The organism is Pseudomonas sp. NyZ480, from assembly GCF_029537255.1.
Taxonomy (GTDB): domain Bacteria; phylum Pseudomonadota; class Gammaproteobacteria; order Pseudomonadales; family Pseudomonadaceae; genus Aquipseudomonas; species Aquipseudomonas taiwanensis.
In genome coordinates this window covers 4,890,846-4,915,051 of the sequence record NZ_CP120626.1, presented here as the reverse complement: position 1 = coordinate 4,915,051, position 24,206 = coordinate 4,890,846, and the positions used below count along the sequence as shown (strand labels likewise).

30 protein-coding genes are annotated in these 24,206 nt (G+C 57.6%); all 30 read left to right on the top strand.

Features of this window, described 5'->3' with window-relative positions; genetic code table 11:
- The first annotated feature begins 5 nt into the window (after positions 1–5).
- The 30 genes from rplL to secY all read left to right on the top strand — a co-directional run bounded on the left by rplL (position 6) and on the right by secY (position 24,189).
- Positions 6–374, top strand: coding sequence for a 50S ribosomal protein L7/L12 (rplL, locus tag P3R38_RS22585; RefSeq protein WP_011531883.1), 369 nt, complete (start codon positions 6–8; stop codon positions 372–374).
- Positions 375–423: 49 nt separating this feature from the next.
- On the top strand, positions 424–594 hold the full coding sequence (locus P3R38_RS22580) for a hypothetical protein (protein ID WP_023382636.1): 171 nt from the start codon (positions 424–426) through the stop codon (positions 592–594).
- The gene (rpoB, locus tag P3R38_RS22575) at positions 594–4,667 is read left to right on the top strand and encodes a DNA-directed RNA polymerase subunit beta (protein WP_023382635.1); all 4,074 of its coding nucleotides are present in this window, start codon (positions 594–596) and stop codon (positions 4,665–4,667) included. The genes P3R38_RS22580 and rpoB overlap by 1 nt, the downstream gene beginning before the upstream one ends.
- Before the next feature lie 63 nt (positions 4,668–4,730).
- Positions 4,731–8,930, top strand: a complete 4,200-nt coding sequence (gene rpoC, locus P3R38_RS22570) for a DNA-directed RNA polymerase subunit beta' (protein WP_023382634.1) — start codon at positions 4,731–4,733, stop codon at positions 8,928–8,930.
- A 211-nt stretch (positions 8,931–9,141) separates the two neighbouring features.
- The gene (gene rpsL / locus P3R38_RS22565) at positions 9,142–9,513 is read left to right on the top strand and encodes a 30S ribosomal protein S12 (protein WP_003186084.1); all 372 of its coding nucleotides are present in this window, start codon (positions 9,142–9,144) and stop codon (positions 9,511–9,513) included.
- A gap of 106 nt (positions 9,514–9,619) precedes the next feature.
- Positions 9,620–10,090 carry a 30S ribosomal protein S7 gene (gene rpsG / locus P3R38_RS22560; RefSeq protein WP_003246741.1) on the top strand — a complete coding sequence of 157 codons (471 nt, stop codon included), beginning with the start codon at positions 9,620–9,622 and terminating at the stop codon, positions 10,088–10,090.
- 30 nt (positions 10,091–10,120) lie between these two features.
- Positions 10,121–12,265: an elongation factor G gene (fusA, locus tag P3R38_RS22555; protein WP_023382633.1), complete on the top strand. Its 2,145-nt coding sequence runs from the start codon at positions 10,121–10,123 to the stop codon at positions 12,263–12,265.
- Positions 12,266–12,295: 30 nt separating this feature from the next.
- Complete coding sequence (gene tuf, locus P3R38_RS22550; protein WP_023382632.1) at positions 12,296–13,489, top strand: elongation factor Tu; 1,194 nt, start codon at positions 12,296–12,298, stop codon at positions 13,487–13,489.
- 141 nt (positions 13,490–13,630) lie between these two features.
- A complete protein-coding gene (gene rpsJ / locus P3R38_RS22545) occupies positions 13,631–13,942 on the top strand; it encodes a 30S ribosomal protein S10 (RefSeq protein WP_003186070.1) in 312 nt (103 codons plus the stop codon).
- A gap of 80 nt (positions 13,943–14,022) precedes the next feature.
- On the top strand, positions 14,023–14,658 hold the full coding sequence (gene rplC, locus P3R38_RS22540; protein ID WP_023382631.1) for a 50S ribosomal protein L3: 636 nt from the start codon (positions 14,023–14,025) through the stop codon (positions 14,656–14,658).
- Positions 14,659–14,670: 12 nt separating this feature from the next.
- Positions 14,671–15,273, top strand: a complete 603-nt coding sequence (gene rplD / locus P3R38_RS22535; protein ID WP_008089819.1) for a 50S ribosomal protein L4 — start codon at positions 14,671–14,673, stop codon at positions 15,271–15,273.
- The gene (rplW, locus tag P3R38_RS22530) at positions 15,270–15,569 is read left to right on the top strand and encodes a 50S ribosomal protein L23 (RefSeq protein ID WP_003255484.1); all 300 of its coding nucleotides are present in this window, start codon (positions 15,270–15,272) and stop codon (positions 15,567–15,569) included. Before rplD ends, rplW begins: the two co-directional genes overlap by 4 nt.
- 14 nt (positions 15,570–15,583) lie before the next feature.
- Positions 15,584–16,408 carry a 50S ribosomal protein L2 gene (gene rplB, locus P3R38_RS22525; protein ID WP_023382630.1) on the top strand — a complete coding sequence of 275 codons (825 nt, stop codon included), beginning with the start codon at positions 15,584–15,586 and terminating at the stop codon, positions 16,406–16,408.
- 16 nt (positions 16,409–16,424) lie between these two features.
- Positions 16,425–16,700 (top strand): 30S ribosomal protein S19, encoded by a 276-nt coding sequence (gene rpsS / locus P3R38_RS22520; protein WP_010486981.1) that lies wholly within the window; start codon positions 16,425–16,427, stop codon positions 16,698–16,700.
- 11 nt (positions 16,701–16,711) lie between these two features.
- Positions 16,712–17,044: a 50S ribosomal protein L22 gene (gene rplV / locus P3R38_RS22515; RefSeq protein ID WP_003103908.1), complete on the top strand. Its 333-nt coding sequence runs from the start codon at positions 16,712–16,714 to the stop codon at positions 17,042–17,044.
- Positions 17,045–17,057: 13 nt separating this feature from the next.
- Positions 17,058–17,744, top strand: a complete 687-nt coding sequence (rpsC, locus tag P3R38_RS22510; protein ID WP_003255481.1) for a 30S ribosomal protein S3 — start codon at positions 17,058–17,060, stop codon at positions 17,742–17,744.
- Between the two features lie 12 nt (positions 17,745–17,756).
- Positions 17,757–18,170 carry a 50S ribosomal protein L16 gene (rplP, locus tag P3R38_RS22505; protein WP_003255479.1) on the top strand — a complete coding sequence of 138 codons (414 nt, stop codon included), beginning with the start codon at positions 17,757–17,759 and terminating at the stop codon, positions 18,168–18,170.
- Positions 18,170–18,361, top strand: a complete 192-nt coding sequence (gene rpmC, locus P3R38_RS22500) for a 50S ribosomal protein L29 (RefSeq protein WP_002555481.1) — start codon at positions 18,170–18,172, stop codon at positions 18,359–18,361. Before rplP ends, rpmC begins: the two co-directional genes overlap by 1 nt.
- Before the next feature lie 2 nt (positions 18,362–18,363).
- Positions 18,364–18,630 carry a 30S ribosomal protein S17 gene (gene rpsQ, locus P3R38_RS22495; protein ID WP_003255478.1) on the top strand — a complete coding sequence of 89 codons (267 nt, stop codon included), beginning with the start codon at positions 18,364–18,366 and terminating at the stop codon, positions 18,628–18,630.
- Positions 18,631–18,653: 23 nt separating this feature from the next.
- A complete protein-coding gene (rplN, locus tag P3R38_RS22490) occupies positions 18,654–19,022 on the top strand; it encodes a 50S ribosomal protein L14 (RefSeq protein WP_002555479.1) in 369 nt (122 codons plus the stop codon).
- Positions 19,023–19,033: 11 nt separating this feature from the next.
- Positions 19,034–19,348 (top strand): 50S ribosomal protein L24, encoded by a 315-nt coding sequence (gene rplX, locus P3R38_RS22485; RefSeq protein ID WP_023382629.1) that lies wholly within the window; start codon positions 19,034–19,036, stop codon positions 19,346–19,348.
- Positions 19,349–19,368: 20 nt separating this feature from the next.
- The gene (gene rplE / locus P3R38_RS22480; protein ID WP_023382628.1) at positions 19,369–19,908 is read left to right on the top strand and encodes a 50S ribosomal protein L5; all 540 of its coding nucleotides are present in this window, start codon (positions 19,369–19,371) and stop codon (positions 19,906–19,908) included.
- Between the two features lie 13 nt (positions 19,909–19,921).
- On the top strand, positions 19,922–20,227 hold the full coding sequence (gene rpsN / locus P3R38_RS22475; RefSeq protein WP_013970638.1) for a 30S ribosomal protein S14: 306 nt from the start codon (positions 19,922–19,924) through the stop codon (positions 20,225–20,227).
- A 209-nt stretch (positions 20,228–20,436) separates the two neighbouring features.
- Positions 20,437–20,829, top strand: a complete 393-nt coding sequence (gene rpsH, locus P3R38_RS22470; RefSeq protein WP_023382627.1) for a 30S ribosomal protein S8 — start codon at positions 20,437–20,439, stop codon at positions 20,827–20,829.
- 12 nt (positions 20,830–20,841) lie between these two features.
- Positions 20,842–21,375 carry a 50S ribosomal protein L6 gene (rplF, locus tag P3R38_RS22465; RefSeq protein WP_009681972.1) on the top strand — a complete coding sequence of 178 codons (534 nt, stop codon included), beginning with the start codon at positions 20,842–20,844 and terminating at the stop codon, positions 21,373–21,375.
- Positions 21,376–21,385: 10 nt separating this feature from the next.
- Entirely contained in the window at positions 21,386–21,736 is a 351-nt protein-coding gene (gene rplR / locus P3R38_RS22460; protein WP_009397496.1) for a 50S ribosomal protein L18, read from the top strand.
- Positions 21,737–21,739: 3 nt separating this feature from the next.
- A complete protein-coding gene (rpsE, locus tag P3R38_RS22455) occupies positions 21,740–22,240 on the top strand; it encodes a 30S ribosomal protein S5 (RefSeq protein WP_023382626.1) in 501 nt (166 codons plus the stop codon).
- Positions 22,241–22,242: 2 nt separating this feature from the next.
- Complete coding sequence (rpmD, locus tag P3R38_RS22450; protein ID WP_009397493.1) at positions 22,243–22,419, top strand: 50S ribosomal protein L30; 177 nt, start codon at positions 22,243–22,245, stop codon at positions 22,417–22,419.
- 3 nt (positions 22,420–22,422) lie between these two features.
- Positions 22,423–22,857, top strand: coding sequence for a 50S ribosomal protein L15 (rplO, locus tag P3R38_RS22445; protein WP_023382625.1), 435 nt, complete (start codon positions 22,423–22,425; stop codon positions 22,855–22,857).
- On the top strand, positions 22,858–24,189 hold the full coding sequence (secY, locus tag P3R38_RS22440) for a preprotein translocase subunit SecY (protein WP_003257108.1): 1,332 nt from the start codon (positions 22,858–22,860) through the stop codon (positions 24,187–24,189). It abuts the gene before it with no gap.
- Positions 24,190–24,206 lie beyond the last annotated feature (17 nt).

Below are 24,206 nucleotides of genomic sequence, written 5' to 3'. Positions count from 1 at the left end.
AAGTCATGTCTCTGACTAACGAACAAATCATCGAAGCGATCGGCCAGAAAACTGTTCTGGAAATTGTTGAACTGATCAAAGCGATGGAAGAAACCTTCGGCGTTACCGCTGCTGCCGCTGTTGCCGCTGGCCCAGCTGTTGCTGCCGCTGCTGCTGAAGAGCAGACCGAGTTCAACGTCGTTCTGACCGAAGCTGGCGACAAGAAAGTAAACGTGATCAAGGCCGTTCGTGAACTGACCGGTCTGGGCCTGAAAGAAGCCAAAGAGAAAGTCGACGGCGCTCCTCAGGTTATCGCTGAAGGCGTTTCGAAAGAAGCCGCTGAAGACGCGAAGAAGAAGCTGGAAGAAGCTGGCGCTAAAGTCGAGCTGAAGTAATCTCGACCTTGCGACTCCAGCCGGAGCGTTGAGCGAAGGCTGATGGCTGGTGGCTTATGCCACCGGCCTTTTTCCGTTATTGGTGGCCGATCAGGTCGGCCCCGATAACTGGCTGCAAGACACCCATGTGGGTGGCGCAAACCAAGAGGTTTGCACGATTTTCTGGCTGCTCCCGCCGGGAGAAGCCAAACAAGCAGGTGACCAAGCTGGGGAACGCTGATGGCTTACTCATACACTGAGAAAAAACGTATCCGCAAGGACTTTAGCAAGTTGCCGGACGTCATGGATGTGCCTTACCTCCTGGCCATCCAGCTGGATTCGTATCGCGAATTCCTGCAAGCGGGAGCATCCAAGGATCAGTTCCGCGACGTCGGCCTGCACGCGGCCTTCAAATCGGTATTCCCGATCATCAGCTACTCCGGCAATGCTGCCCTGGAGTACGTAGGCTATCGCCTGGGCGAACCAGCCTTCGATGTGAAGGAATGTGTCCTGCGTGGCGTGACCTTCGCGGTCCCACTGCGGGTCAAGGTGCGCCTGATCATCTTCGACAAGGAATCGTCGAACAAAGCGATCAAGGACATCAAAGAGCAAGAAGTCTACATGGGTGAAATCCCCCTGATGACTGAGAACGGTACCTTCGTTATCAACGGTACCGAGCGTGTGATCGTTTCCCAGCTGCACCGTTCGCCTGGTGTGTTCTTCGACCACGACCGTGGCAAGACGCACAGCTCCGGCAAGCTGCTGTACTCCGCTCGCATCATCCCTTACCGTGGTTCGTGGCTGGACTTCGAGTTCGACCCGAAAGACTGCGTGTTCGTCCGTATCGACCGTCGCCGCAAACTGCCGGCCTCGGTACTGCTGCGCGCCCTGGGTTACAGCACCGAAGAGGTTCTGAACACCTTCTACACCACCAACGTATTCCACGTATCCGGCGAGAAGCTGAGCCTGGAACTGGTACCGCAGCGTCTGCGTGGTGAAGTCGCGGTGATGGATATCCACGACGGTAGCGGCAAGGTCATCGTCGAGCAGGGCCGTCGTATCACTGCGCGCCACATCAACCAGCTCGAGAAGGCTGGGGTCAACCAGCTGGACGTACCGCTGGAATATGTCCTGGGCCGTACTACCGCCAAGGCCATCGTGCACCCGGCAACCGGTGAAATCCTCGCCGAGTGCAACACCGAGCTGACCACCGAGCTGATGATCAAGATCGCCAAGGCTCAGGTCGTCCGCATCGAAACGCTGTATACCAACGACATCGACTGCGGTCCGTTCATCTCCGACACCCTGAAGATCGACACCACCAGCAACCAGCTGGAAGCTCTGGTGGAGATCTACCGCATGATGCGCCCAGGCGAGCCGCCAACCAAGGATGCTGCCGAGACCCTGTTCAACAACCTGTTCTTCAGCGCCGAGCGTTACGACCTGTCCGCCGTAGGCCGCATGAAGTTCAACCGTCGTATCGGTCGCACCGAGATCGAAGGTTCGGGCGTGCTGAGCAAGGAAGACATCGTCGAGGTCCTCAAGACCCTGGTCGACATCCGTAACGGCAAAGGCATCGTCGACGACATCGACCACCTGGGTAACCGTCGCGTTCGCTGCGTCGGCGAGATGGCCGAGAACCAGTTCCGTGTTGGCCTGGTGCGCGTGGAGCGCGCGGTCAAGGAACGTCTGTCGATGGCTGAAAGCGAAGGCCTGATGCCGCAAGACCTGATCAACGCCAAGCCGGTAGCGGCGGCGGTGAAAGAGTTCTTCGGTTCCAGCCAGCTGTCGCAGTTCATGGACCAGAACAACCCGCTCTCCGAGATCACCCACAAGCGTCGTGTCTCTGCACTCGGCCCAGGCGGTCTGACCCGTGAGCGCGCTGGCTTCGAAGTCCGTGACGTACACCCGACCCACTACGGCCGTGTGTGCCCGATCGAGACTCCTGAAGGTCCGAACATCGGTCTGATCAACTCCCTGGCAGCCTATGCCCGCACCAACCAGTACGGTTTCCTGGAAAGCCCGTACCGCGTGGTGAAGGAAGGCGTGGTCAGCGATGACATCGTGTTCCTGTCGGCGATCGAAGAAGCGGATCACGTCATTGCACAGGCTTCGGCCGCAATGAACGAGAAGAAGCAGCTGATCGACGAGCTTGTAGCGGTCCGTCACCTGAACGAATTCACCGTCAAGGCGCCGGAAGACGTCACCCTGATGGACGTTTCGCCGAAGCAGGTTGTTTCCGTCGCTGCCTCGCTGATTCCGTTCCTCGAGCACGACGACGCCAACCGTGCACTGATGGGTTCGAACATGCAGCGTCAGGCTGTACCGACCCTGCGTGCCGACAAGCCGCTGGTAGGTACCGGCATGGAGCGCAACGTCGCCCGTGACTCCGGTGTCTGCGTGGTAGCTCGCCGTGGTGGTGTGATCGACTCGGTCGACGCCAGCCGTATCGTCGTTCGCGTAGCCGACGACGAAGTCGAAACCGGCGAAGCAGGTGTGGATATCTACAACCTGACCAAATACACCCGTTCCAACCAGAACACCTGCATCAACCAGCGTCCGCTGGTCAGCAAGGGTGATGTGGTTGCGCGTGGTGACATCATGGCCGACGGCCCGTCCACCGACATGGGTGAACTGGCACTGGGTCAGAACATGCGCATCGCGTTCATGGCGTGGAACGGCTTCAACTTCGAAGACTCCATCTGCCTGTCCGAGCGTGTTGTTCAGGAAGACCGTTTCACCACCATCCACATCCAGGAACTGACCTGTGTGGCGCGTGACACCAAGCTTGGCCCAGAGGAAATCACCGCGGACATCCCGAACGTCGGTGAAGCCGCCCTGAACAAACTGGACGAAGCCGGTATTGTCTACGTCGGTGCCGAAGTCGGCGCTGGTGACATCCTGGTCGGCAAGGTCACTCCGAAAGGCGAGACCCAGCTGACTCCGGAAGAGAAGCTGCTGCGCGCGATCTTCGGTGAGAAAGCCAGCGACGTCAAAGACACCTCCCTGCGCGTGCCGACCGGCACCAAGGGTACCGTCATCGACGTTCAGGTCTTCACCCGTGATGGCGTAGAGCGCGACAGCCGTGCCCTGGCCATCGAGAAGATGCAACTGGACGAGATCCGCAAGGACCTCAACGAAGAGTTCCGCATCGTCGAAGGCGCAACCTTCGAGCGTCTGCGTGCTGCCCTGAACGGCCAGGTGGTCGACGGTGGCGCGGGCCTGAAGAAAGGCACCGTGATCACTGACGAAGTGCTGGACGGTCTGGAGCATGGGCAGTGGTTCAAGCTGCGCATGGCTGAAGATGCACTGAACGAGCAGCTGGAAAAAGCTCAGCAGTACATCGTCGATCGCCGTCGTCTGCTGGACGACAAGTTCGAAGACAAGAAGCGCAAGCTGCAGCAGGGCGATGACCTGGCTCCGGGCGTTCTGAAGATCGTCAAGGTCTACCTGGCAATCCGCCGTCGCATCCAGCCGGGTGACAAGATGGCCGGTCGTCACGGTAACAAGGGTGTTGTCTCGGTGATCATGCCGGTCGAAGACATGCCGCACGACGCCAACGGTACTCCGGTCGACGTCGTACTGAACCCGCTGGGCGTACCTTCGCGTATGAACGTCGGTCAGATCCTTGAAACCCACCTGGGCCTCGCGGCCAAAGGTCTGGGCGAGAAGATCGACCGCATGATCGAAGAACAGCGCAAGGCCGCTGAACTGCGTACCTTCCTGACCGAGATCTACAACGAGATTGGCGGTCGTCAGGAAAACCTGGACGAGTTCTCTGACGAAGAGATCCTTACCCTGGCGAACAACCTGAAGAAGGGCGTGCCCATGGCCACTCCAGTCTTCGACGGTGCCAAGGAGCATGAGATCAAGGCCATGCTGAAACTGGCCGACCTGCCAGAGAGCGGCCAGATGGTGCTGTTCGATGGCCGTACCGGCAACAAGTTCGAGCGTCCAGTGACCGTTGGTTACATGTACATGCTCAAGCTGAACCACTTGGTGGACGACAAGATGCACGCGCGTTCCACTGGTTCGTACAGCCTGGTTACCCAGCAGCCGCTGGGTGGTAAGGCGCAGTTCGGTGGTCAGCGTTTCGGGGAGATGGAAGTGTGGGCGCTGGAAGCATACGGCGCGGCATACACCCTGCAAGAAATGCTCACAGTGAAGTCGGACGACGTGAACGGCCGTACCAAGATGTACAAGAACATCGTGGATGGCGATCACCGTATGGAGCCGGGCATGCCCGAGTCCTTCAACGTGTTGATCAAAGAGATCCGTTCGCTCGGTATCGATATCGATCTGGAAACCGAATAACACGTGACGCGAAGGGGAGTGGGCAGCTAATGCCCGCTCCCTGCTCCGCCAGGAGGAAAGGCCTTGAAAGACCTACTGAATTTGCTGAAAAACCAGGGTCAAGTCGAAGAGTTCGACGCCATCCGCATCGGTCTGGCGTCGCCTGAAATGATCCGTTCGTGGTCGTTCGGTGAAGTTAAGAAGCCGGAAACCATCAACTACCGTACGTTCAAGCCTGAGCGTGACGGCCTGTTCTGCGCCAAGATCTTTGGCCCAGTCAAGGACTACGAGTGCCTGTGCGGTAAGTACAAGCGCCTGAAGCACCGCGGTGTCATCTGCGAGAAGTGCGGCGTTGAAGTCGCCCTGGCCAAGGTTCGTCGTGAGCGCATGGCCCACATCGAACTGGCTTCGCCGGTTGCCCACATCTGGTTCCTGAAGTCGCTGCCGTCCCGGATCGGCCTGCTGATGGACATGACCCTGCGTGATATCGAGCGTGTTCTCTACTTCGAGAGCTATGTCGTTATCGACCCAGGCATGACCACCCTTGAAAAAGGCCAGCTGCTGAACGACGAGCAGTATTTCGAAGCGCTGGAAGAGTTCGGCGATGACTTCGATGCCCGCATGGGTGCCGAGGCTGTCCGCGAACTGCTGCACGCTATCGACCTGGAGCACGAGATCGGCCGCCTGCGCGAAGAGATTCCGCAGACCAACTCGGAAACCAAGATCAAGAAGCTGTCCAAGCGCCTGAAGCTGATGGAAGCTTTCCAGGGTTCGGGCAACCTGCCTGAGTGGATGGTCTTGACCGTCCTGCCAGTGCTGCCGCCGGACCTGCGCCCGCTGGTTCCGCTGGATGGCGGCCGCTTCGCGACCTCCGACCTGAACGACCTGTATCGTCGGGTGATCAACCGTAACAACCGTCTGAAGCGCCTGCTCGATCTGTCGGCGCCGGACATCATCGTGCGCAACGAGAAGCGCATGCTGCAGGAAGCGGTCGACGCCCTGCTGGACAACGGCCGTCGCGGTCGCGCCATCACTGGCTCGAACAAGCGTCCGCTGAAGTCGCTGGCCGACATGATCAAAGGTAAGCAAGGTCGCTTCCGTCAGAACCTGCTCGGTAAGCGTGTGGACTACTCTGGCCGTTCGGTAATTACCGTAGGTCCGACCCTGCGTCTGCACCAGTGCGGTCTGCCGAAGAAGATGGCTCTGGAGCTGTTCAAACCGTTCATTTTCGGCAAGCTGGAAATGCGTGGTCTGGCGACCACCATCAAGGCTGCCAAGAAGATGGTCGAGCGCGAACTGCCAGAGGTGTGGGACGTTCTCGCCGAAGTGATTCGCGAACACCCCGTCCTGCTCAACCGCGCACCGACCCTGCACCGTCTGGGTATCCAGGCCTTCGAACCGGTTCTGATCGAAGGTAAGGCTATCCAGCTGCACCCGCTGGTCTGCGCCGCGTACAACGCCGACTTCGACGGTGACCAGATGGCCGTTCACGTGCCGCTGACCCTGGAAGCCCAGCTCGAAGCGCGCGCACTGATGATGTCGACCAACAACATCCTGTCGCCAGCCAACGGTGAGCCGATCATCGTTCCGTCGCAGGACGTTGTACTGGGTCTGTACTACATGACCCGTGAAGCCATCAACGCCAAGGGCGAAGGTCGCGTGTTCGCTGACCTGCAGGAAGTCGACCGCGTATTCCGCGCCGGCGAAGCTGCCCTGCACGCGAAAATCAAGGTTCGTATCAACGAAACCGTGAAAGAGCGTGATGGCTCGGTGGTCAAGAACACCCGCATCGTCGACACCACTGTCGGCCGTGCGCTGCTGTTCCAGGTTGTACCGGCAGGTCTGCCGTACGACGTGGTCAACCAGCCGATGAAGAAAAAGGCGATCTCCAAGCTGATCAACCAGTGCTATCGCGTGGTTGGTCTGAAAGAGACCGTGATCTTCGCTGACCAACTGATGTACACCGGTTTCGCCTACTCGACCATCTCCGGCGTTTCCATCGGTGTTAACGACTTCGTTATCCCGGACGAGAAAGCCCGCATCATCGGTACCGCTACCGACGAAGTGAAGGAGATCGAGAGCCAGTACGCGTCCGGCCTGGTAACCCAGGGCGAGAAGTACAACAAGGTCATCGACTTGTGGTCGAAGGCGAACGACGAAGTGTCCAAGGCGATGATGGCCAACCTCTCGAAAGAGAAGGTCATCGACCGCGAGGGCAAGGAAGTCGAGCAAGAGTCCTTCAACTCGATGTACATGATGGCAGACTCCGGTGCGCGTGGTTCGGCCGCCCAGATCCGTCAGCTGGCCGGTATGCGTGGTCTGATGGCCAAACCGGACGGCTCCATCATCGAGACGCCGATCACCGCGAACTTCCGTGAAGGTCTGAGCGTTCTGCAGTACTTCATCTCGACCCACGGTGCTCGTAAGGGTCTGGCGGATACTGCACTGAAGACCGCGAACTCCGGTTACCTGACTCGTCGTCTGGTAGACGTTGCCCAGGATCTGGTTGTGACCGAGATCGACTGCGGCACCGACCAGGGCCTGCTGATGACTCCGCACATCGAAGGCGGCGACGTTGTAGAGCCGCTGGGCGAGCGCGTATTGGGTCGTGTGATTGCCCGTGACGTGTTCAAGCCAGGCACCGAGGACGTCATCGTTCCGGCCGGTACCCTGGTCGACGAGAAGTGGGTCGAGTTCATCGAGCTGAACAGCATCGACGAAGTCGTCGTTCGTTCGCCGATCAACTGTGAAACCCGCTACGGCATCTGTGCCAAGTGCTACGGTCGCGACCTGGCGCGTGGTCACCTGGTCAACATCGGTGAAGCTGTCGGCGTTATCGCCGCTCAGTCGATCGGTGAGCCGGGTACCCAGCTGACCATGCGTACGTTCCACATCGGTGGTGCTGCAAGCCGTACTTCGGCTGCCGACAGCGTACAGGTGAAGAACGGCGGTATGGTGCGTCTGCACAACCTGAAGCAGGTTGAGCGTGCCGATGGCAACCTGGTCGCGGTATCGCGTTCCGGCGAGCTGGCCATTGCCGACGAGTTCGGTCGTGAGCGTGAGCGCTACAAGCTGCCTTACGGTGCTGTGATTTCGGTCAAGGAAGGTGACAAGGTCGAAGCTGGCGCCATCGTCGCCAAGTGGGACCCGCACACCCACCCGATCGTCACCGAGCTGAAAGGTACCGTGACCTTCGTAGGCATGGAGGAAGGCATCACCATCAAGCGTCAGACTGACGAATTGACCGGCCTGACCAACATCGAAGTCATGGACGTCAAGGATCGCCCTGCCGCAGGCAAGGAAATCCGTCCGGCCATCAAGATGGTCGACGCCTCTGGCAAGGATCTGTACCTGCCAGGTACCGACGTACCTGCTCAGTACTTCCTGCCGGCCAACGCCTTGGTTGGTGTGGCTGACGGCGCCCAGATCGGTGTTGGTGACGTTATCGCGCGTATCCCGCAAGAAACGTCCAAGACCCGTGACATCACCGGTGGTCTGCCGCGCGTTGCCGACCTGTTCGAAGCGCGCCGTCCGAAAGAAGCCTCGATTCTGGCAGAAGTCAGCGGCACCATCGCCTTCGGTAAAGAGACCAAGGGCAAGCGTCGTCTGGTCATTACCCCGACCGACGGTAGCGAGCCGTACGAAGAGCTGATTCCGAAGTGGCGCCACCTGAACGTCTTCGAAGGCGAACAGGTAAACCGCGGCGAAGTTATCTCCGACGGTCCGAGCGATCCGCACGACATCCTGCGTCTGCTGGGTGTGAGCGCGCTGGCGAAGTACATCGTCAACGAGATTCAGGACGTTTACCGTCTGCAGGGCGTGAAGATCAACGACAAGCACATCGAGACCATCCTGCGTCAGATGCTGCGCAAGGTCGAGATCTCCGAGTCGGGCGATTCCAGCTTCATCAAGGGCGACCAGATGGAACTGACCCAGGTACTGGTCGAGAACGAGCGTCTCGCCAGCGAGGACAAGTTCATCTCGAAGTTCACCCGCGTGCTGCTGGGTATCACCAAGGCGTCGCTGTCGACCGAGTCGTTCATCTCCGCGGCTTCCTTCCAGGAAACTACCCGCGTACTGACCGAAGCGGCGGTAACCGGCAAGCGCGATTACCTGCGCGGCCTGAAAGAGAACGTGGTCGTGGGTCGTCTGATCCCGGCTGGTACCGGTCTGGCGTACCACAGCGAGCGTAAGCGTCGCCGTGATGCCGACAAGCCGCTGCGTGTAAGCGCCAGTGAGGTGGAAGCCGCACTGACCGAAGCGCTGAACTCCAGCGGTAACTAAGTACAGGGCAGGGCCCCGGCAGTTCCTGAAGGTCATCGGTGACAGGATTTGTTACCGATGACCGGGCGGGGAGGGCCGGGGCCTCGTCTTGACTGGGTGCAAGATCCTCTTTAGACTTTTGTACCCTTAAATTTGGTGAGGCTCCGTCTCGCCAATTTTTGGCTTTTCTTGCAAGACAATAGCGTCGCAAGACAATCAGTGGAGCTAGTAGATGGCAACTATCAACCAGCTGGTACGTCAGCCGCGTAAGCGTATCGTCGAGAAATCCGACGTTCCTGCGCTGCAGAACTGCCCGCAACGTCGTGGCGTGTGCACCCGCGTGTACACCACCACGCCGAAAAAACCTAACTCGGCACTGCGTAAAGTATGCCGTGTGCGTCTGACCAACGGTTTCGAGGTTTCCTCGTACATCGGTGGTGAAGGCCACAACCTGCAAGAGCACAGCGTCGTCCTGATCCGTGGCGGCCGTGTAAAAGACTTGCCAGGTGTTCGTTACCACACCGTTCGCGGCTCTCTGGATACTTCGGGCGTCAAAGGCCGTAACCAGGGTCGTTCGAAGTACGGTACCAAGCGTCCGAAGTAATCGGCCGTTTGCAGACATCCAATTTTTTGAGTCGATAAGAGTAAGGTCGGGCAGGGGTCGAAGACCCACGTCCCGGGCTAACCTGAAGACCGTTTGAGGGCTTATCATGCCAAGACGTCGTGTAGCAGCAAAACGTGAGATCCTGGACGATCCGAAGTACGGATCCCAGATCCTCGCCAAGTTCATGAACCACGTGATGGAAAGCGGCAAGAAGGCCGTAGCCGAGCGCATCGTTTACGGTGCTCTGGATACCGTCAAAGCACGCAAGAACAGCGATCCCCTGGAAATCTTCGAGAAAGCTCTCGACGCCATCGCTCCGCTGGTCGAAGTAAAGTCCCGCCGTGTCGGCGGTGCCACTTACCAGGTTCCGGTTGAAGTTCGTCCGTCCCGTCGTAACGCTCTGGCAATGCGCTGGCTCGTAGACTACGCCCGCAAGCGCGGCGAGAAGTCGATGGCTCTGCGCCTGGCTGGCGAGCTGCTGGATGCTGCTGAAGGCAAGGGTGCTGCAGTCAAGAAGCGTGAAGACGTGCACCGTATGGCTGAAGCCAACAAGGCGTTCTCGCACTACCGCTTCTAATTCAAGCATCAATCTTTTTGCGAGGGCTTTATGGCTCGTACTACAGCAATTAACCGCTACCGTAACATCGGTATCTGCGCGCACGTTGACGCGGGCAAGACTACCACTACCGAGCGGATCCTGTTCTACACAGGCCTGAGCCACAAGATGGGCGAGGTGCATGATGGCGCCGCGACCACCGACTGGATGGTTCAGGAGCAGGAGCGCGGTATCACCATTACCTCCGCTGCTGTTACCACTTTCTGGAAAGGCTCCCGTGGTCAGTACGACAACTACCGCGTAAACGTCATCGATACCCCCGGCCACGTAGACTTCACCATTGAAGTAGAGCGTTCGCTGCGCGTACTCGACGGCGCGGTCGTCGTGTTCTGCGGTACCTCCGGCGTTGAGCCGCAGTCCGAAACCGTATGGCGTCAGGCCAACAAGTACGGCGTTCCACGTGTTGTCTACGTGAACAAGATGGACCGTGCTGGTGCCAACTTCCTGCGCGTTGTCGGCCAGATCAAGAACCGCCTGGGTCACACCCCGGTTCCAATCCAGCTGGCTATCGGTGCTGAAGACAACTTCCAGGGTCAGGTTGACCTGATCAAGATGAAAGCCATCTACTGGAACGAAGACGACAAGGGCACCACCTATCGCGAGGAAGAGATTCCTGCCGATATGCTGGAGCTGGCTGAAGAGTGGCGCGCCAACATGGTCGAGTCCGCTGCTGAAGCCAACGAAGAGCTGATGAACAAGTACCTCGAAGAAGGTGACCTGTCCGTCGAAGAGATCAAGGCTGGTCTGCGCGCCCGTACTCTGGCGAGCGAGATCGTGCCTGCGGTCTGCGGTTCTTCGTTCAAGAACAAGGGTGTTCCCCTGGTTCTCGACGCCGTTATCGACTTCCTGCCGGCTCCGACCGAGATCCCTGCTATCCAGGGTATCAACCCGGACGACGCCGACCTGGCCAAAGACGACCCGGCTGTTCGTCATGACGAGCGTCACGCTGACGACAACGAGCCGTTCTCGGCTCTGGCGTTCAAGATCGCTACCGACCCGTTCGTAGGTACTCTGACCTTCGTTCGCGTCTACTCGGGCGTTCTGAACTCCGGTGACTCGGTCATCAACTCGGTCAAAGGCAAGAAAGAGCGCGTTGGTCGTATGGTGCAGATGCACGCCAACCAGCGTGAAGAGATCAAGGAAGTTCGCGCTGGCGACATCGCGGCCCTGATCGGCATGAAAGACGTTACCACTGGTGAAACCCTGTGCGACGCTGACAAGCCAATCATCCTTGAGCGCATGGACTTCCCAGAGCCAGTGATTTCGCTGTCTGTTGAGCCGAAGACCAAGCAAGACCAGGAAAAAATGGGTATCGCACTGGGCAAGCTGGCTCAGGAAGACCCGTCGTTCCGTGTCAAGACCGACGAAGAGACTGGCCAGACCATCATCTCCGGTATGGGTGAGCTGCACCTGGACATCATCGTTGACCGCATGAAGCGCGAATTCAACGTTGAAGCCAACATTGGTAAGCCTCAGGTTTCGTACCGCGAGAAGATCACCAAGTCCGGCGTCGAGATCGAAGGCAAGTTCGTTCGTCAGTCCGGCGGTCGTGGTCAGTTCGGTCACTGCTGGATCCGCTTCTCCGAGCCGGATCAGGACGAAAAGGGCAACATCACCGAAGGCCTGGTCTTCACCAACGAAGTCGTTGGCGGTGTGGTTCCGAAGGAATACATCCCGGCGATCCAGAAGGGTATCGAAGAGCAGATGAAGAACGGCGTTGTCGCCGGCTATCCTCTGATCGGCCTGAAGGCTACCGTGTTCGACGGTTCGTACCACGACGTCGACTCCAACGAGATGGCGTTCAAGATCGCGGCCTCCATGGCGACCAAGCAGCTGGCCCAGAAGGGTGGCGGTGTTGTGCTTGAGCCGATCATGAAGGTTGAGGTAGTAACCCCTGAGGATTACATGGGTGACGTGATGGGTGACCTGAACCGTCGTCGTGGTCTGATCCAGGGTATGGATGACTCGGTCTCCGGCAAGGTTATCCGTGCAGAAGTCCCACTGGGAGAGATGTTCGGTTATGCGACCGACGTTCGTTCCATGTCTCAGGGTCGCGCAAGCTACTCCATGGAATTCTCCAAGTACTCCGAAGCTCCGTCGAACATCGTCGAAGCACTCGTTAAAAAACAAGGCTAATCCAGCCCTTTAGGCAAGAGGTTCACTGTCGTGGCTAAAGAAAAATTTGATCGTTCCCTTCCCCACGTTAACGTCGGCACCATCGGCCACGTTGACCACGGTAAGACCACTCTGACCGCAGCTCTGACTCGCGTCTGCTCCGAAGTTTTCGGTTCGGCAGTCGTTGAGTTCGACAAGATCGACTCGGCTCCGGAAGAAAAAGCGCGCGGTATCACCATCAACACCGCTCACGTCGAGTACAACTCGAACATTCGTCACTACGCTCACGTTGACTGCCCAGGTCACGCTGACTACGTGAAGAACATGATCACCGGTGCTGCCCAGATGGACGGCGCGATCCTGGTTTGCTCGGCCGCCGATGGTCCGATGCCACAAACCCGTGAGCACATCCTGCTGTCCCGTCAGGTTGGCGTTCCGTACATCGTGGTCTTCCTGAACAAGGCTGACCTGGTAGACGACGCTGAGCTGCTGGAACTGGTCGAGATGGAAGTTCGCGACCTGCTGTCCACCTACGACTTCCCAGGCGACGACACTCCGATCATCATCGGTTCGGCTCGTATGGCGCTGGAAGGCAAAGACGACAACGAAATGGGCACTACCGCTGTCAAGAAGCTGGTAGAAACTCTGGATGCCTACATTCCTGAGCCAGTTCGTGCCGTTGACCAGCCGTTCCTGATGCCGATCGAAGACGTATTCTCGATCTCGGGTCGTGGTACCGTTGTTACCGGTCGTATCGAGCGTGGTATCGTTCGCGTTCAAGACCCGCTGGAAATCGTTGGTCTGCGTGAAACTTCGACCACCACCTGCACCGGTGTCGAGATGTTCCGCAAGCTGCTGGACGAAGGTCGTGCTGGCGAGAACTGCGGCGTTCTGCTGCGTGGTACCAAGCGTGACGACGTTGAGCGTGGCCAGGTTCTGGTCAAGCCAGGTTCGGTCAAGCCGCACACCAAGTTCACCGCAGAAGTCTACGTTCTGTCGAAGGAAGAAGGCGGTCGTCACACTCCGTTCTTCAAAGGCTACCGTCCTCAGTTCTACTTCCGTACCACTGACGTGACCGGTAACTGCGAACTGCCGGAAGGCGTTGAAATGGTAATGCCAGGTGACAACATTCAGATGACTGTCACCCTGATCAAGACCATCGCAATGGAAGACGGTCTGCGCTTCGCTATCCGTGAAGGCGGTCGTACCGTCGGCGCCGGCGTCGTAGCCAAAATCATCGAGTAATCACTCGGTCGATTGAAAAAGCCCCCGCTCAGCGGGGGCTTTTTTTATTGGGTTGACACTAAATGGGGGCGTCTATAGAATCACGCCTCCTTTTAACGGGCGTAGTGCGCCCGATGGGAACAGCCTGGAGTCTGAAATCCAATGCAAAATCAGCAAATCCGTATCAGGTTGAAGGCTTTCGACCATCGCCTGATCGACCAATCCACCCAGGAAATCGTGGAAACCGCGAAACGTACTGGTGCACAAGTGCGTGGTCCAATTCCACTGCCTACCCGCAAAGAGCGTTTCACCGTTCTGGTCTCCCCGCACGTCAACAAAGACGCGCGTGATCAGTACGAGATTCGCACTCATAAGCGTGTTCTGGACATCGTCCAGCCAACGGATAAAACCGTTGATGCGCTGATGAAGCTTGATCTCGCGGCAGGCGTGGAAGTGCAGATCAGCCTCGGCTAAGACTTCGGTCTGGTCGTGTAACGCTCTGAAATGGGCGGCCATAGCGGGTGAAAGCCCCGTACACTCATGAGGTTTACAACATGACTATTGGTGTAGTCGGTCGCAAGTGCGGTATGACCCGCATTTTCACCGAAGAAGGTGTCTCCATTCCGGTCACGGTCATTGAGATCGAGCCGAATCGCGTCACCCAGTTCAAAACTGAAGAAACCGATGGCTACCGTGCAGTGCAAGTCACTGTCGGCGAGCGTCGTGCTTCGCGCGTGACTGCCGCTCAGGCAGGTCACTTCGCTAAAGCGAACGTTGCCGCTGGTCGCGGTGTCTGGGAGTTCCGTCTTGAAGAAGGCGAGTTCCAGGCTGGCGACTCGATCAAAGCTGAACTCTTCGCTGCAGGCCAGCTGGTAGACGTTACTGGTCAGTCCAAAGGTAAAGGCTTCGCCGGTACCATCAAGCGCTGGAACTTCCGTGGTCAGGACAACACCCACGGTAACTCCGTGTCGCACCGTGTCCCAGGCTCCATCGGCCAGTGCCAGACTCCTGGTCGTGTGTTCAAGGGCAAGAAAATGTCCGGTCACATGGGCGCCGAGCGCGTGACTGTTCAGTCCCTGGAAGTAGTGCGTGTAGACGCTGAGCGCAATCTGCTGCTGGTCAAGGGTGCCGTTCCGGGCGCTACTGGCGGCGACGTGATTGTTCGTCCAGCTGTCAAGGCTCGCGGTTAAGGGGAAACTGACATGCAACTCAATGTAAATGACGCTCAGGCGATCGAAGTTTCCGAACTGACCTTCGGTGGCGAATTCAACGAGACGCTGGTACACCAAGCAGTCGTGGCCTACATGGCCGGCGGCCGTCAGGGCACCAAGCAGCAGAAGACCCGTTCCGACGTGGCTGGTGGCGGTAAGCGCCCATGGCGTCAGAAGGGTACTGGCCGTGCTCGTGCTGGTACCACTCGTGGTCCGATCTGGCGTGGCGGTGGTGTTACCTTCGCAGCTCGTCCTCAGGATCACTCGCAGAAGCTCAACAAGAAGATGTATCGCGCAGCTCTGCGCTCCATCCTCGCTGAGCTGGTGCGTAGCGACCGTCTGGTCGTGGTTCAGGACTTCGCTGTTGAAGCCCCGAAAACCAAAGACCTGCTGAACAAGCTGAACGGCATGGGTCTGAACGACGTACTGATCGTTTCGGACGCTGTTGATCAGAACCTGTACCTGGCTGCTCGCAACCTGCCGCACGTAGATGTACGTGACGTTCAAGGTTCCGACCCGGTCAGTCTGATCGCATACGAGAAAGTGTTGATCACTGTCTCGGCCGTGAAGAAATTCGAGGAGCTGCTGGGATGAACCAGGAACGCGTATTTAAAGTCCTCCTTGGCCCGCACGTTTCCGAGAAGGCTACCGTTCTGGCTGAGAAAAAAGGCCAGTTCGTATTCAAGGTTGCTACCGATGCAACCAAGCTGGAAATCAAGAAAGCTGTCGAAGGCCTGTTCAACGTAAAAGTTGAAAACGTGTCGACCGTTAACGTTCTGGGTAAAACCAAGCGTACCGCACGTGGTCTGGGCAAGCGTAATGACTGGAAGAAGGCGATCGTCTCCCTTCAGCCAGGCCAAGATCTCGATTTCAGCAGCAGTGCTGAGTAAGGAAGGGGTGCATCATGGCAATCGTTAAATGCAAACCGACTTCCCCTGGCCGCCGTTTCGTGGTCAAGGTGGTCAACCAGGAGCTGCACAAAGGCGCTCCTCACGCACCGCTGATCGAGAAAAAATCGAAGTCTGGTGGTCGTAACAACAATGGCCGCATCACCACTCGTCACGTTGGTGGTGGTCACAAGCAGCATTACCGTCTGGTCGACTTCCGTCGCAACGACAAAGATGGCATTCCAGCCACTGTCGAGCGTATCGAATACGATCCGAACCGTACTGCTCACATCGCCCTGCTGTGCTACGCAGACGGCGAGCGTCGCTACATCATCGCCCCTAAAGGCGTGAGCGCTGGCGACCAGCTGATCGCAGGTGCCCTGGCCCCAATCAAGGCCGGTAACTCCCTGCAACTGCGCAACATCCCAGTAGGTAGCACCGTTCACGGCGTCGAACTGAAGCCGGGTAAAGGTGCTCAGATCGCTCGTTCCGCTGGTGCTTCGGCTCAGCTGATCGCTCGTGAAGGCGTCTACGTGACTCTGCGTCTGCGCTCCGGTGAGATGCGCAAAGTACTGGCTGAGTGCCGTGCGACCCTGGGCGAAGTCTCGAACTCCGAGCACAGCCTGCGCTCGCTGGGTAAAGCTGGTGCCAAACGCTGGCGCGGCGTTCGCCCAACCGTTCGTGGTGTTGCCATGAACCCGGTTGACCACCCACATGGTGGTGGTGAAGGTCGTACCTCCGGTGGTCGTCATCCGGTATCGCCATGGGGCTTCCCAACCAAGGGTGCTAAGACTCGTGGTAATAAGCGTACCGACAACATGATCGTCCGTCGTCGCAAGTAACTAGAGGGATACGACAGTGCCACGTTCTCTGAAAAAAGGTCCTTTTATCGATCTTCACCTTCTGAAGAAGATCGAAGTGGCGGTGGAGAAGAACGATCGCAAGCCAGTTAAAACCTGGTCGCGCCGTTCGATGATCCTGCCACAAATGGTCGGTCTGACCATCGCGGTACACAACGGTCGTCAACACGTCCCAGTTCTGGTGAACGAAGACATGGTCGGCCACAAACTGGGCGAGTTCGCCGGTACCCGCACCTATCGCGGGCACGTGGCTGACAAGAAAGCCAAGCGTTAAGGGGTAAGGAAATGGAAGTAGCCGCTAAGTTGTCGGGCGCTCGCATCTCCGCCCAGAAAGCCCGCTTGGTCGCCGACCAGATCCGCGGGAAGAAGGTGGGCGAAGCGCTCAACCTGTTGGCCTTCAGCAGCAAAAAAGCCGCTGAAATCATGAAGAAAGTCCTCGAGTCGGCCGTTGCCAACGCCGAACACAACGAAGGCGCAGACGTTGATGACCTGAAGGTCTCCACCGTCTTCGTCAACGAAGGGCGTTCGCTGAAGCGCATCATGCCACGTGCCAAAGGCCGTGCTGATCGCATCGTCAAGCGGTCTTGCCATATCACTGTCAAGGTTGCGGACAAGTAACGGAGTCGATCAGATGGGTCAGAAAGTACATCCCACTGGCATTCGCCTGGGAATCGTCAAGGAGCACACCTCCGTCTGGTACGCAGACGGTGCTACTTACGCAGATTACCTGTTGAAGGATCTGAAAACGCGTGAGTACCTCCAGGACAAACTAAAAAGCGCGTCCGTAAGCCGTATCGATATTCATCGTCCGGCTCAAACTGCACGCATCACCATCCACACCGCTCGTCCCGGTATCGTTATCGGTAAGAAAGGTGAAGATGTCGAGAAGCTGCGTCAGGACCTGACCAAGCAGATGGGTGTGCCTGTGCACATCAACATCGAAGAGATCCGCAAGCCGGAACTCGACGCTATGCTGGTTGCGCAGAGCGTAGCTCAGCAGCTGGAGCGCCGCGTAATGTTCCGTCGCGCCATGAAGCGCGCCGTTCAGAACGCCATGCGTATTGGTGCCAAGGGCATCAAGATCCAGGTGAGCGGTCGTCTCGGCGGTGCTGAGATTGCTCGTACCGAGTGGTATCGCGAAGGTCGTGTGCCTCTGCACACCCTGCGTGCCGATATCGACTACAACACCTACGAAGCTCACACCACCTACGGTGTGATCGGTGTGAAGGTTTGGATCTTCAAAGGCGAAGTTATTGGTGGTCGCCAAGAAGAACTGAAACCACAAGCACCAGCGCCTCGTAAAAAAGCTGCTAAGTAAGGGGTACGCCAAATGTTGCAACCAAAGCGTACAAAATTCCGCAAGCAGATGACCGGCCACAACCGTGGTCTGGCACTGCGCGGTAGCAAAGTCAGCTTCGGCGAATTCGCCCTGAAGGCTGTTGCTCGCGGTCGCCTCACCGCTCGCCAGATCGAGTCCGCACGTCGTGCGCTGACCCGTCACGTAAAACGTGGCGGTAAGATCTGGATCCGTGTGTTCCCGGACAAGCCGATCTCCAAGAAACCTCTCGAGGTTCGTATGGGTAAAGGTAAGGGTTCCGTGGAATACTGGGTTGCCCAGATTCAGCCAGGCAAAGTCCTGTACGAAATCGAGGGTGTTTCTGAAGAGCTGGCGCGCGAAGCTTTCGCTCTGGCCGCTGCAAAGCTGCCTCTCGCCACCTCCTTTGTTAAGCGGACGGTGATGTGATGAAAGCGAATGAACTTCGTGAAAAATCGGCACAGCAACTGAATGAGCAACTGCTCGGCTTGCTGCGCGACCAGTTCAATCTGCGTATGCAGAAAGCAACTGGCCAGTTGGGGCAGTCGCACCTGCTCTCGCAAGTTAAGCGTGACATCGCTCGCGTGAAAACTGTGCTCAACCAGCAGGCAGGTAAGTGATCATGGCTGAAGCTGAAAAAACCGTCCGTACGCTGACTGGCCGTGTCGTCAGCGACAAAATGGACAAGACCATCACCGTTCTGATCGAGCGTCGCGTTAAGCACCCGATCTACGGTAAATACGTTAAGCGTTCGACTAAGCTGCACGCGCACGACGAAGCCAACCAGTGCAAGATCGGCGACAAGGTTTCCATCCGTGAAACCCGTCCGCTGGCCAAGACGAAGTCCTGGGCACTGGTTGAAGTCCTCGAACGCGCTGTTGAAGTCTAAGGGCTAAGGGTCGGAGAAATTTTATGATTCAGACTCAATCCATGCTCGATGTGGCCGATAACAGCGGCGCTCGTCGCGTCATGTGCATCAAGGTGCTCGGCGGTTCGCACCGTCGTTACGCCGGTATCGGTGACATCATCAAGGTAACCGTCAAGGAAGCAATTCCGCGCGGTAAGGTCAAAAAAGGCCAGGTGATGACTGCTGTTGTCGTCCGTACCCGTCACGGTGTACGTCGCGCTGACGGTTCCATCATTCGTTTCGACGGCAACGCTGCTGTTCTGCTGAACAACAAGCAAGAGCCGATCGGCACTCGCATCTTCGGGCCAGTGACCCGTGAACTTCGTACTGAGAAGTTCATGAAGATCGTCTCGCTCGCCCCTGAAGTGCTGTAAGGAGATCCGACATGCAAAAGATTCGTCGTGATGACGAGATCATCGTGATCGCCGGCAAAGACAAAGGTAAGCGCGGTAAGGTGCTGAAGGTTCTCGCTGACGACCGTCTGGTCGTTGGCGGTGTCAACCTGGTCAAGCGTCATACCAAGCCTAACCCGATGGCGGGCGTACAGGGCGGTATCGTCGAAAAAGAAGCGCCTCTGCACGCTTCCAACGTTGCCATTTTCAACAGCGAAACCAACAAGGCAGACCGCGTTGGCTTCAAAGTTGAAGACGGCAAGAAAATTCGTGTCTTCAAGTCGACCCAGAAAGCGGTTGATGCTTGAACACTGCTAGGTAGAAGACAATGGCACGACTGAAAGAGATTTACCGGAACGAAATCGCTCCCAAGCTTAAGGAAGAACTTAAGCTTTCGAACGTGATGGAAGTTCCGCGCGTAACCAAGATCACCCTGAACATGGGCCTGGGCGAAGCGATCGGTGACAAGAAAGTCATCGAGCACGCTGTTGCCGACCTGGAAAAGATCACTGGTCAAAAGCCAGTTGTGACTTTCGCTCGTAAATCCATCGCGGGCTTCAAAGTCCGTGAAGGTTGGCCGATCGGTGTCAAGGTGACCCTGCGTCGCGACAAGATGTACGAGTTCCTGGACCGCCTGCTGGCGATCTCCCTGCCTCGGGTTCGCGACTTCCGCGGCCTGAACGCCAAGTCCTTCGACGGTCGTGGCAACTACAGCATGGGCGTGAAAGAGCAGATCATCTTCCCGGAAATCGATTACGACAAGATCGATGCTCTGCGCGGTCTGGACATTACCCTGACCACCACTGCTCGTACGGATGATGAAGGCCGCGCACTGCTGCGTGCTTTCAAATTCCCGTTCCGCAACTGATTGGAGTAGGAAAATGGCCAAGAAGAGCATGAAGAACCGCGAGCTGAAGCGTCAGCTCACGGTAGCCAAGTACGCTAAGAAGCGTGCCGAGCTGAAAGCGACCATCGTCAACCTGAACGCCTCTCCAGAAGAGCGTTTCGCTGCCGTAGTCGCTCTGCAGAAACAGCCACGTGACGCCAGCGCTTCGCGCCTGCGCAACCGTTGCCGCCTGACCGGTCGTCCTCACGGTGTATACCGTAAGTTCGGCCTGGGCCGTAACATGCTGCGTCAAGCTGCAATGCGCGGCGACGTACCAGGCCTGGTCAAAGCCTCCTGGTAATCGCTGCAGGTGTGATCCCGGCGGAAGGGGAGCAATCTTCCGACCGTCGGTGACCTCGCCAACAAACAAGCCCCTATACGGGGCTTGTTTCGTTTCTGTCTTGTGTCTAGAATGACCGGCTCACCTGAGCCTGGGTTTTTTGCCCTGCCTGCTCGGGTGGTTGTGATAGCCGCAAGGCTAATAATTCTTGTATCAGGAGCATCTAGCCCATGAGTATGCAGGACCCGTTAGCGGACATGCTAACTCGCATCCGTAATGCCCAGATGGCTGAAAAGTCCGTCGTAAGCATGCCTTCCTCCACCCTGAAGGTCGCGGTTGCCAAAGTTCTGAAGGACGAAGGTTACATCGCTGGCTACCAGGTCAGTGGCGAAGCCAAGCCTTCCCTGTCGATCGAACTGAAGTACTTCGAAGGCCGTCCGGTCATCGAGGAGCTGAAGCGCTCCAGCCGTCCAGGCCTGCGCCAGTACAAGTCCGTCTCTGACCTGCCGAAAGTACGTGGCGGTCTGGGCGTGTCTATCGTCTCCACCAACAAAGGTGTGATGACTGATCGCGCTGCGCGCGCTGCCGGTGTCGGCGGCGAAGTTCTGTGCACAGTGTTCTAAGGGGAGATAGGCATGTCTCGCGTCGCTAAGAACCCCGTTAAGCTGCCAGCTGGTGTCGAAGTCAAATTCGCCGGCCAACAGCTTTCGGTTAAGGGTGCCAAAGGCACTCTCGAACTGAATGTTCACTCGTCTGTTGAAGTTACCGAAGAGTCTGGCGAGCTGCGTTTCGTCGCTCGCAATGGTGACCAGCAAGCTCGCGCCATGGCCGGTACTACCCGTGCTCTGGTCAACAACATGGTCCAAGGCGTAAGCCAAGGCTTCGAGCGTAAGCTCCAGCTGGTCGGTGTTGGTTACAAGGCACAGGCTAAAGGCACCGTTCTGAACCTGGCTCTGGGCTTCTCGCACCCAGTGGACTACGAACTGCCAGCCGGTATCACCGCTGAAACCCCAAGCCAGACCGACATCCTGATCAAGGGTATCGATAAGCAGCTGGTGGGTCAGGTGGCCGCTGAAATCCGCGACTTCCGTCCGCCAGAGCCTTACAAAGGCAAGGGTGTGCGTTACGCGGACGAAGTAGTCCGTCGTAAAGAAGCCAAGAAGAAGTAGGGCCTAGCAAATGACCGACAAAAAAGTTACTCGACTGCGTCGCGCTCGCAAAGCACGCCTGAAAATGCACGAACTCGAAGTCGTGCGTCTCTGCGTGTTCCGCTCCTCGCAGCACATCTATGCCCAGGTCATTTCGGCCGACGGCAGCAAGGTTCTGGCAAGCGCCTCGACCTTGGACAAAGAACTGCGTGATGGCGCCACCGGCAACATCGACGCGGCCACTAAGGTTGGCAAGCTGGTAGCTGAGCGTGCGAAAGCCGCCGGTGTATCTCAAGTTGCCTTTGACCGTTCCGGCTTCAAGTACCACGGCCGCGTCAAAGCGCTGGCTGATGCTGCTCGTGAAGGCGGGCTGGAGTTCTAAGTTATGGCAAATAACGATCAAAAGCGCGACGAAGGCTACATCGAGAAGCTGGTTCAAGTTAACCGCGTAGCTAAAACCGTTAAAGGCGGCCGTATCTTCACCTTCACCGCGCTGACCGTGGTTGGTGATGGCAAGGGTCGTGTTGGTTTCGGCCGTGGCAAATCGCGCGAAGTACCTGCCGCGATCCAGAAAGCCATGGAAGCTGCTCGTCGCAACATGATTCAGGTTGACCTGAAAGGCACCACCCTGCAGTACGCCACCAAGGCCGCCCACGGCGCCTCGAAGGTTTACATGCAGCCTGCCTCGGAAGGTACCGGTATCATCGCCGGCGGCGCCATGCGTGCCGTCCTGGAAGTTGCTGGCGTTCAGAACGTCCTGGCCAAGTGCTACGGTTCGACCAACCCAGTGAACGTAGTTTACGCCACCTTCAAGGGTCTGAAAGCCATGCAATCTCCTGAGTCCATTGCTGCCAAGCGCGGCAAGAGCGTTGAGGAGATCATCTGATCATGGCAACCGTAAAAGTAACGCTGATCAAAAGCACCGCCGGCCGTCTGCCTAACCACAAACTGTGCGTTAAAGGCCTGGGTCTGCGTCGCATCGGTCACACTGTAGAAGTCCAGGATACTCCCGAGAACCGCGGGATGATCAACAAGGCTTACTACATGCTGCGCGTCGAGGGTTAATCGATGAAACTCAATGATCTGAGTCCAGCGCCGGGTTCCCGTCGCGAAAAGCATCGTCCGGGTCGTGGTATCGGTAGCGGTCTGGGTAAGACTGGCGGCCGTGGCCACAAAGGTCAGACTTCCCGTTCGGGTGGTTCGATCGCTCCGGGCTTCGAAGGCGGTCAACAGCCGCTGCACCGTCGCCTGCCGAAGTTCGGCTTCGTTTCCCTGAAAGCCATGGACCGCGCAGAAGTGCGTCTGTCCGAGCTGGCCAAGGTGGAAGGCGACGTGGTCTCCGTGCAATCCCTGAAGGATGCCAACGTGATCGGCCAGAACGTCCAGCGTGTGAAAATCATGCTGTCTGGCGAAGTCACTCGCGCAGTCACCATCAAGGGTATCGCAGCCACCAAGGGTGCGCGTGCGGCTATCGAAGCAGCTGGCGGCAAGTTCGAGGAATAAATGGCTAAGCAAGGTGCTCTCTCTTCGCTCGGTAAGGGCGGGATGTCGGAACTCTGGGCTCGTCTGCGCTTTCTGTTCATGGCGATCATCGTCTATCGGATAGGTGCGCATATCCCGGTTCCTGGCATCAATCCAGACCGTCTGGCGGATCTGTTTCGGCAGAATGAGGGGACCATTCTTAGCTTGTTCAACATGTTTTCCGGTGGCGCGCTCGAGCGCATGAGCATCTTTGCACTGGGGATCATGCCGTATATCTCGGCATCGATCATCATGCAGCTGATGACTGCGGTCAGCCCGCAACTGGAGCAGTTGAAGAAGGAAGGTGAAGCTGGCCGTCGCAAGATCAGCCAGTACACCCGCTACGGCACCGTTATCCTGGCACTGGTTCAAGCCATTGGCATGTCCATTGGCCTGGCCAACCAGGGCGTGGCGTTTTCTGTAGGCCTGGGCTTCCATGTCGTTGCCGTCTCCACGTTCGTGGCTGGCGCGATGTTCATGATGTGGCTGGGCGAGCAGATCACCGAGCGCGGTGTGGGCAACGGTATCTCGATGTTGATCTTCGCAGGTATCGTTGCCGGTCTTCCGAGAGCAATCGGGCAGTCTTTCGAGTCTGCACGCACAGGCGATATCAACATCTTCGCCCTGGTCGCTATCGGTTTGCTGGCAGTAGCGATTATCGGTTTCGTGGTGTTCATCGAGCGTGGTCAGCGTCGTATCGCCGTTCACTACGCCAAGCGTCAGCAGGGCCGTAAGGTCTTCGCTGCGCAGACCAGCCACTTGCCGTTGAAAGTGAACATGGCAGGGGTTATCCCGGCCATCTTCGCGAGCAGCATTCTGCTGTTCCCGGCTTCGCTGGGTGCCTGGTTCGGTCAGTCCGAAGGTATGGGCTGGCTGCAGGACATCTCGCAGTCGATCGCTCCTGGTCAGCCGTTGAACATTCTGCTGTTTAGTGCAGGGATCATTTTCTTCTGCTTCTTCTACACAGCGCTGATGTTCAACCCGAAAGACGTAGCGGAAAACCTGAAGAAGTCCGGTGCCTTTATTCCGGGTATCCGTCCTGGTGAGCAGTCGGCACGCTACATTGATGGCGTTCTGACTCGTCTGACCATGTTCGGTGCTCTTTACATGATGGCCGTCTGCCTTCTGCCCCAGTTCCTGGTGGTGGCAGCAAATGTGCCGTTCTACCTTGGCGGGACCTCGTTGCTGATTGTGGTAGTGGTTGTGATGGACTTCATGTCCCAAGTACAATCGCACCTCGTTTCGCACCAGTACGAATCCCTGATGAAGAAAGCCAACCTGAAAGGCTACGGTGGCAGCGGTCTGCTGCGCTGATACGCCCCTAAGGTTCG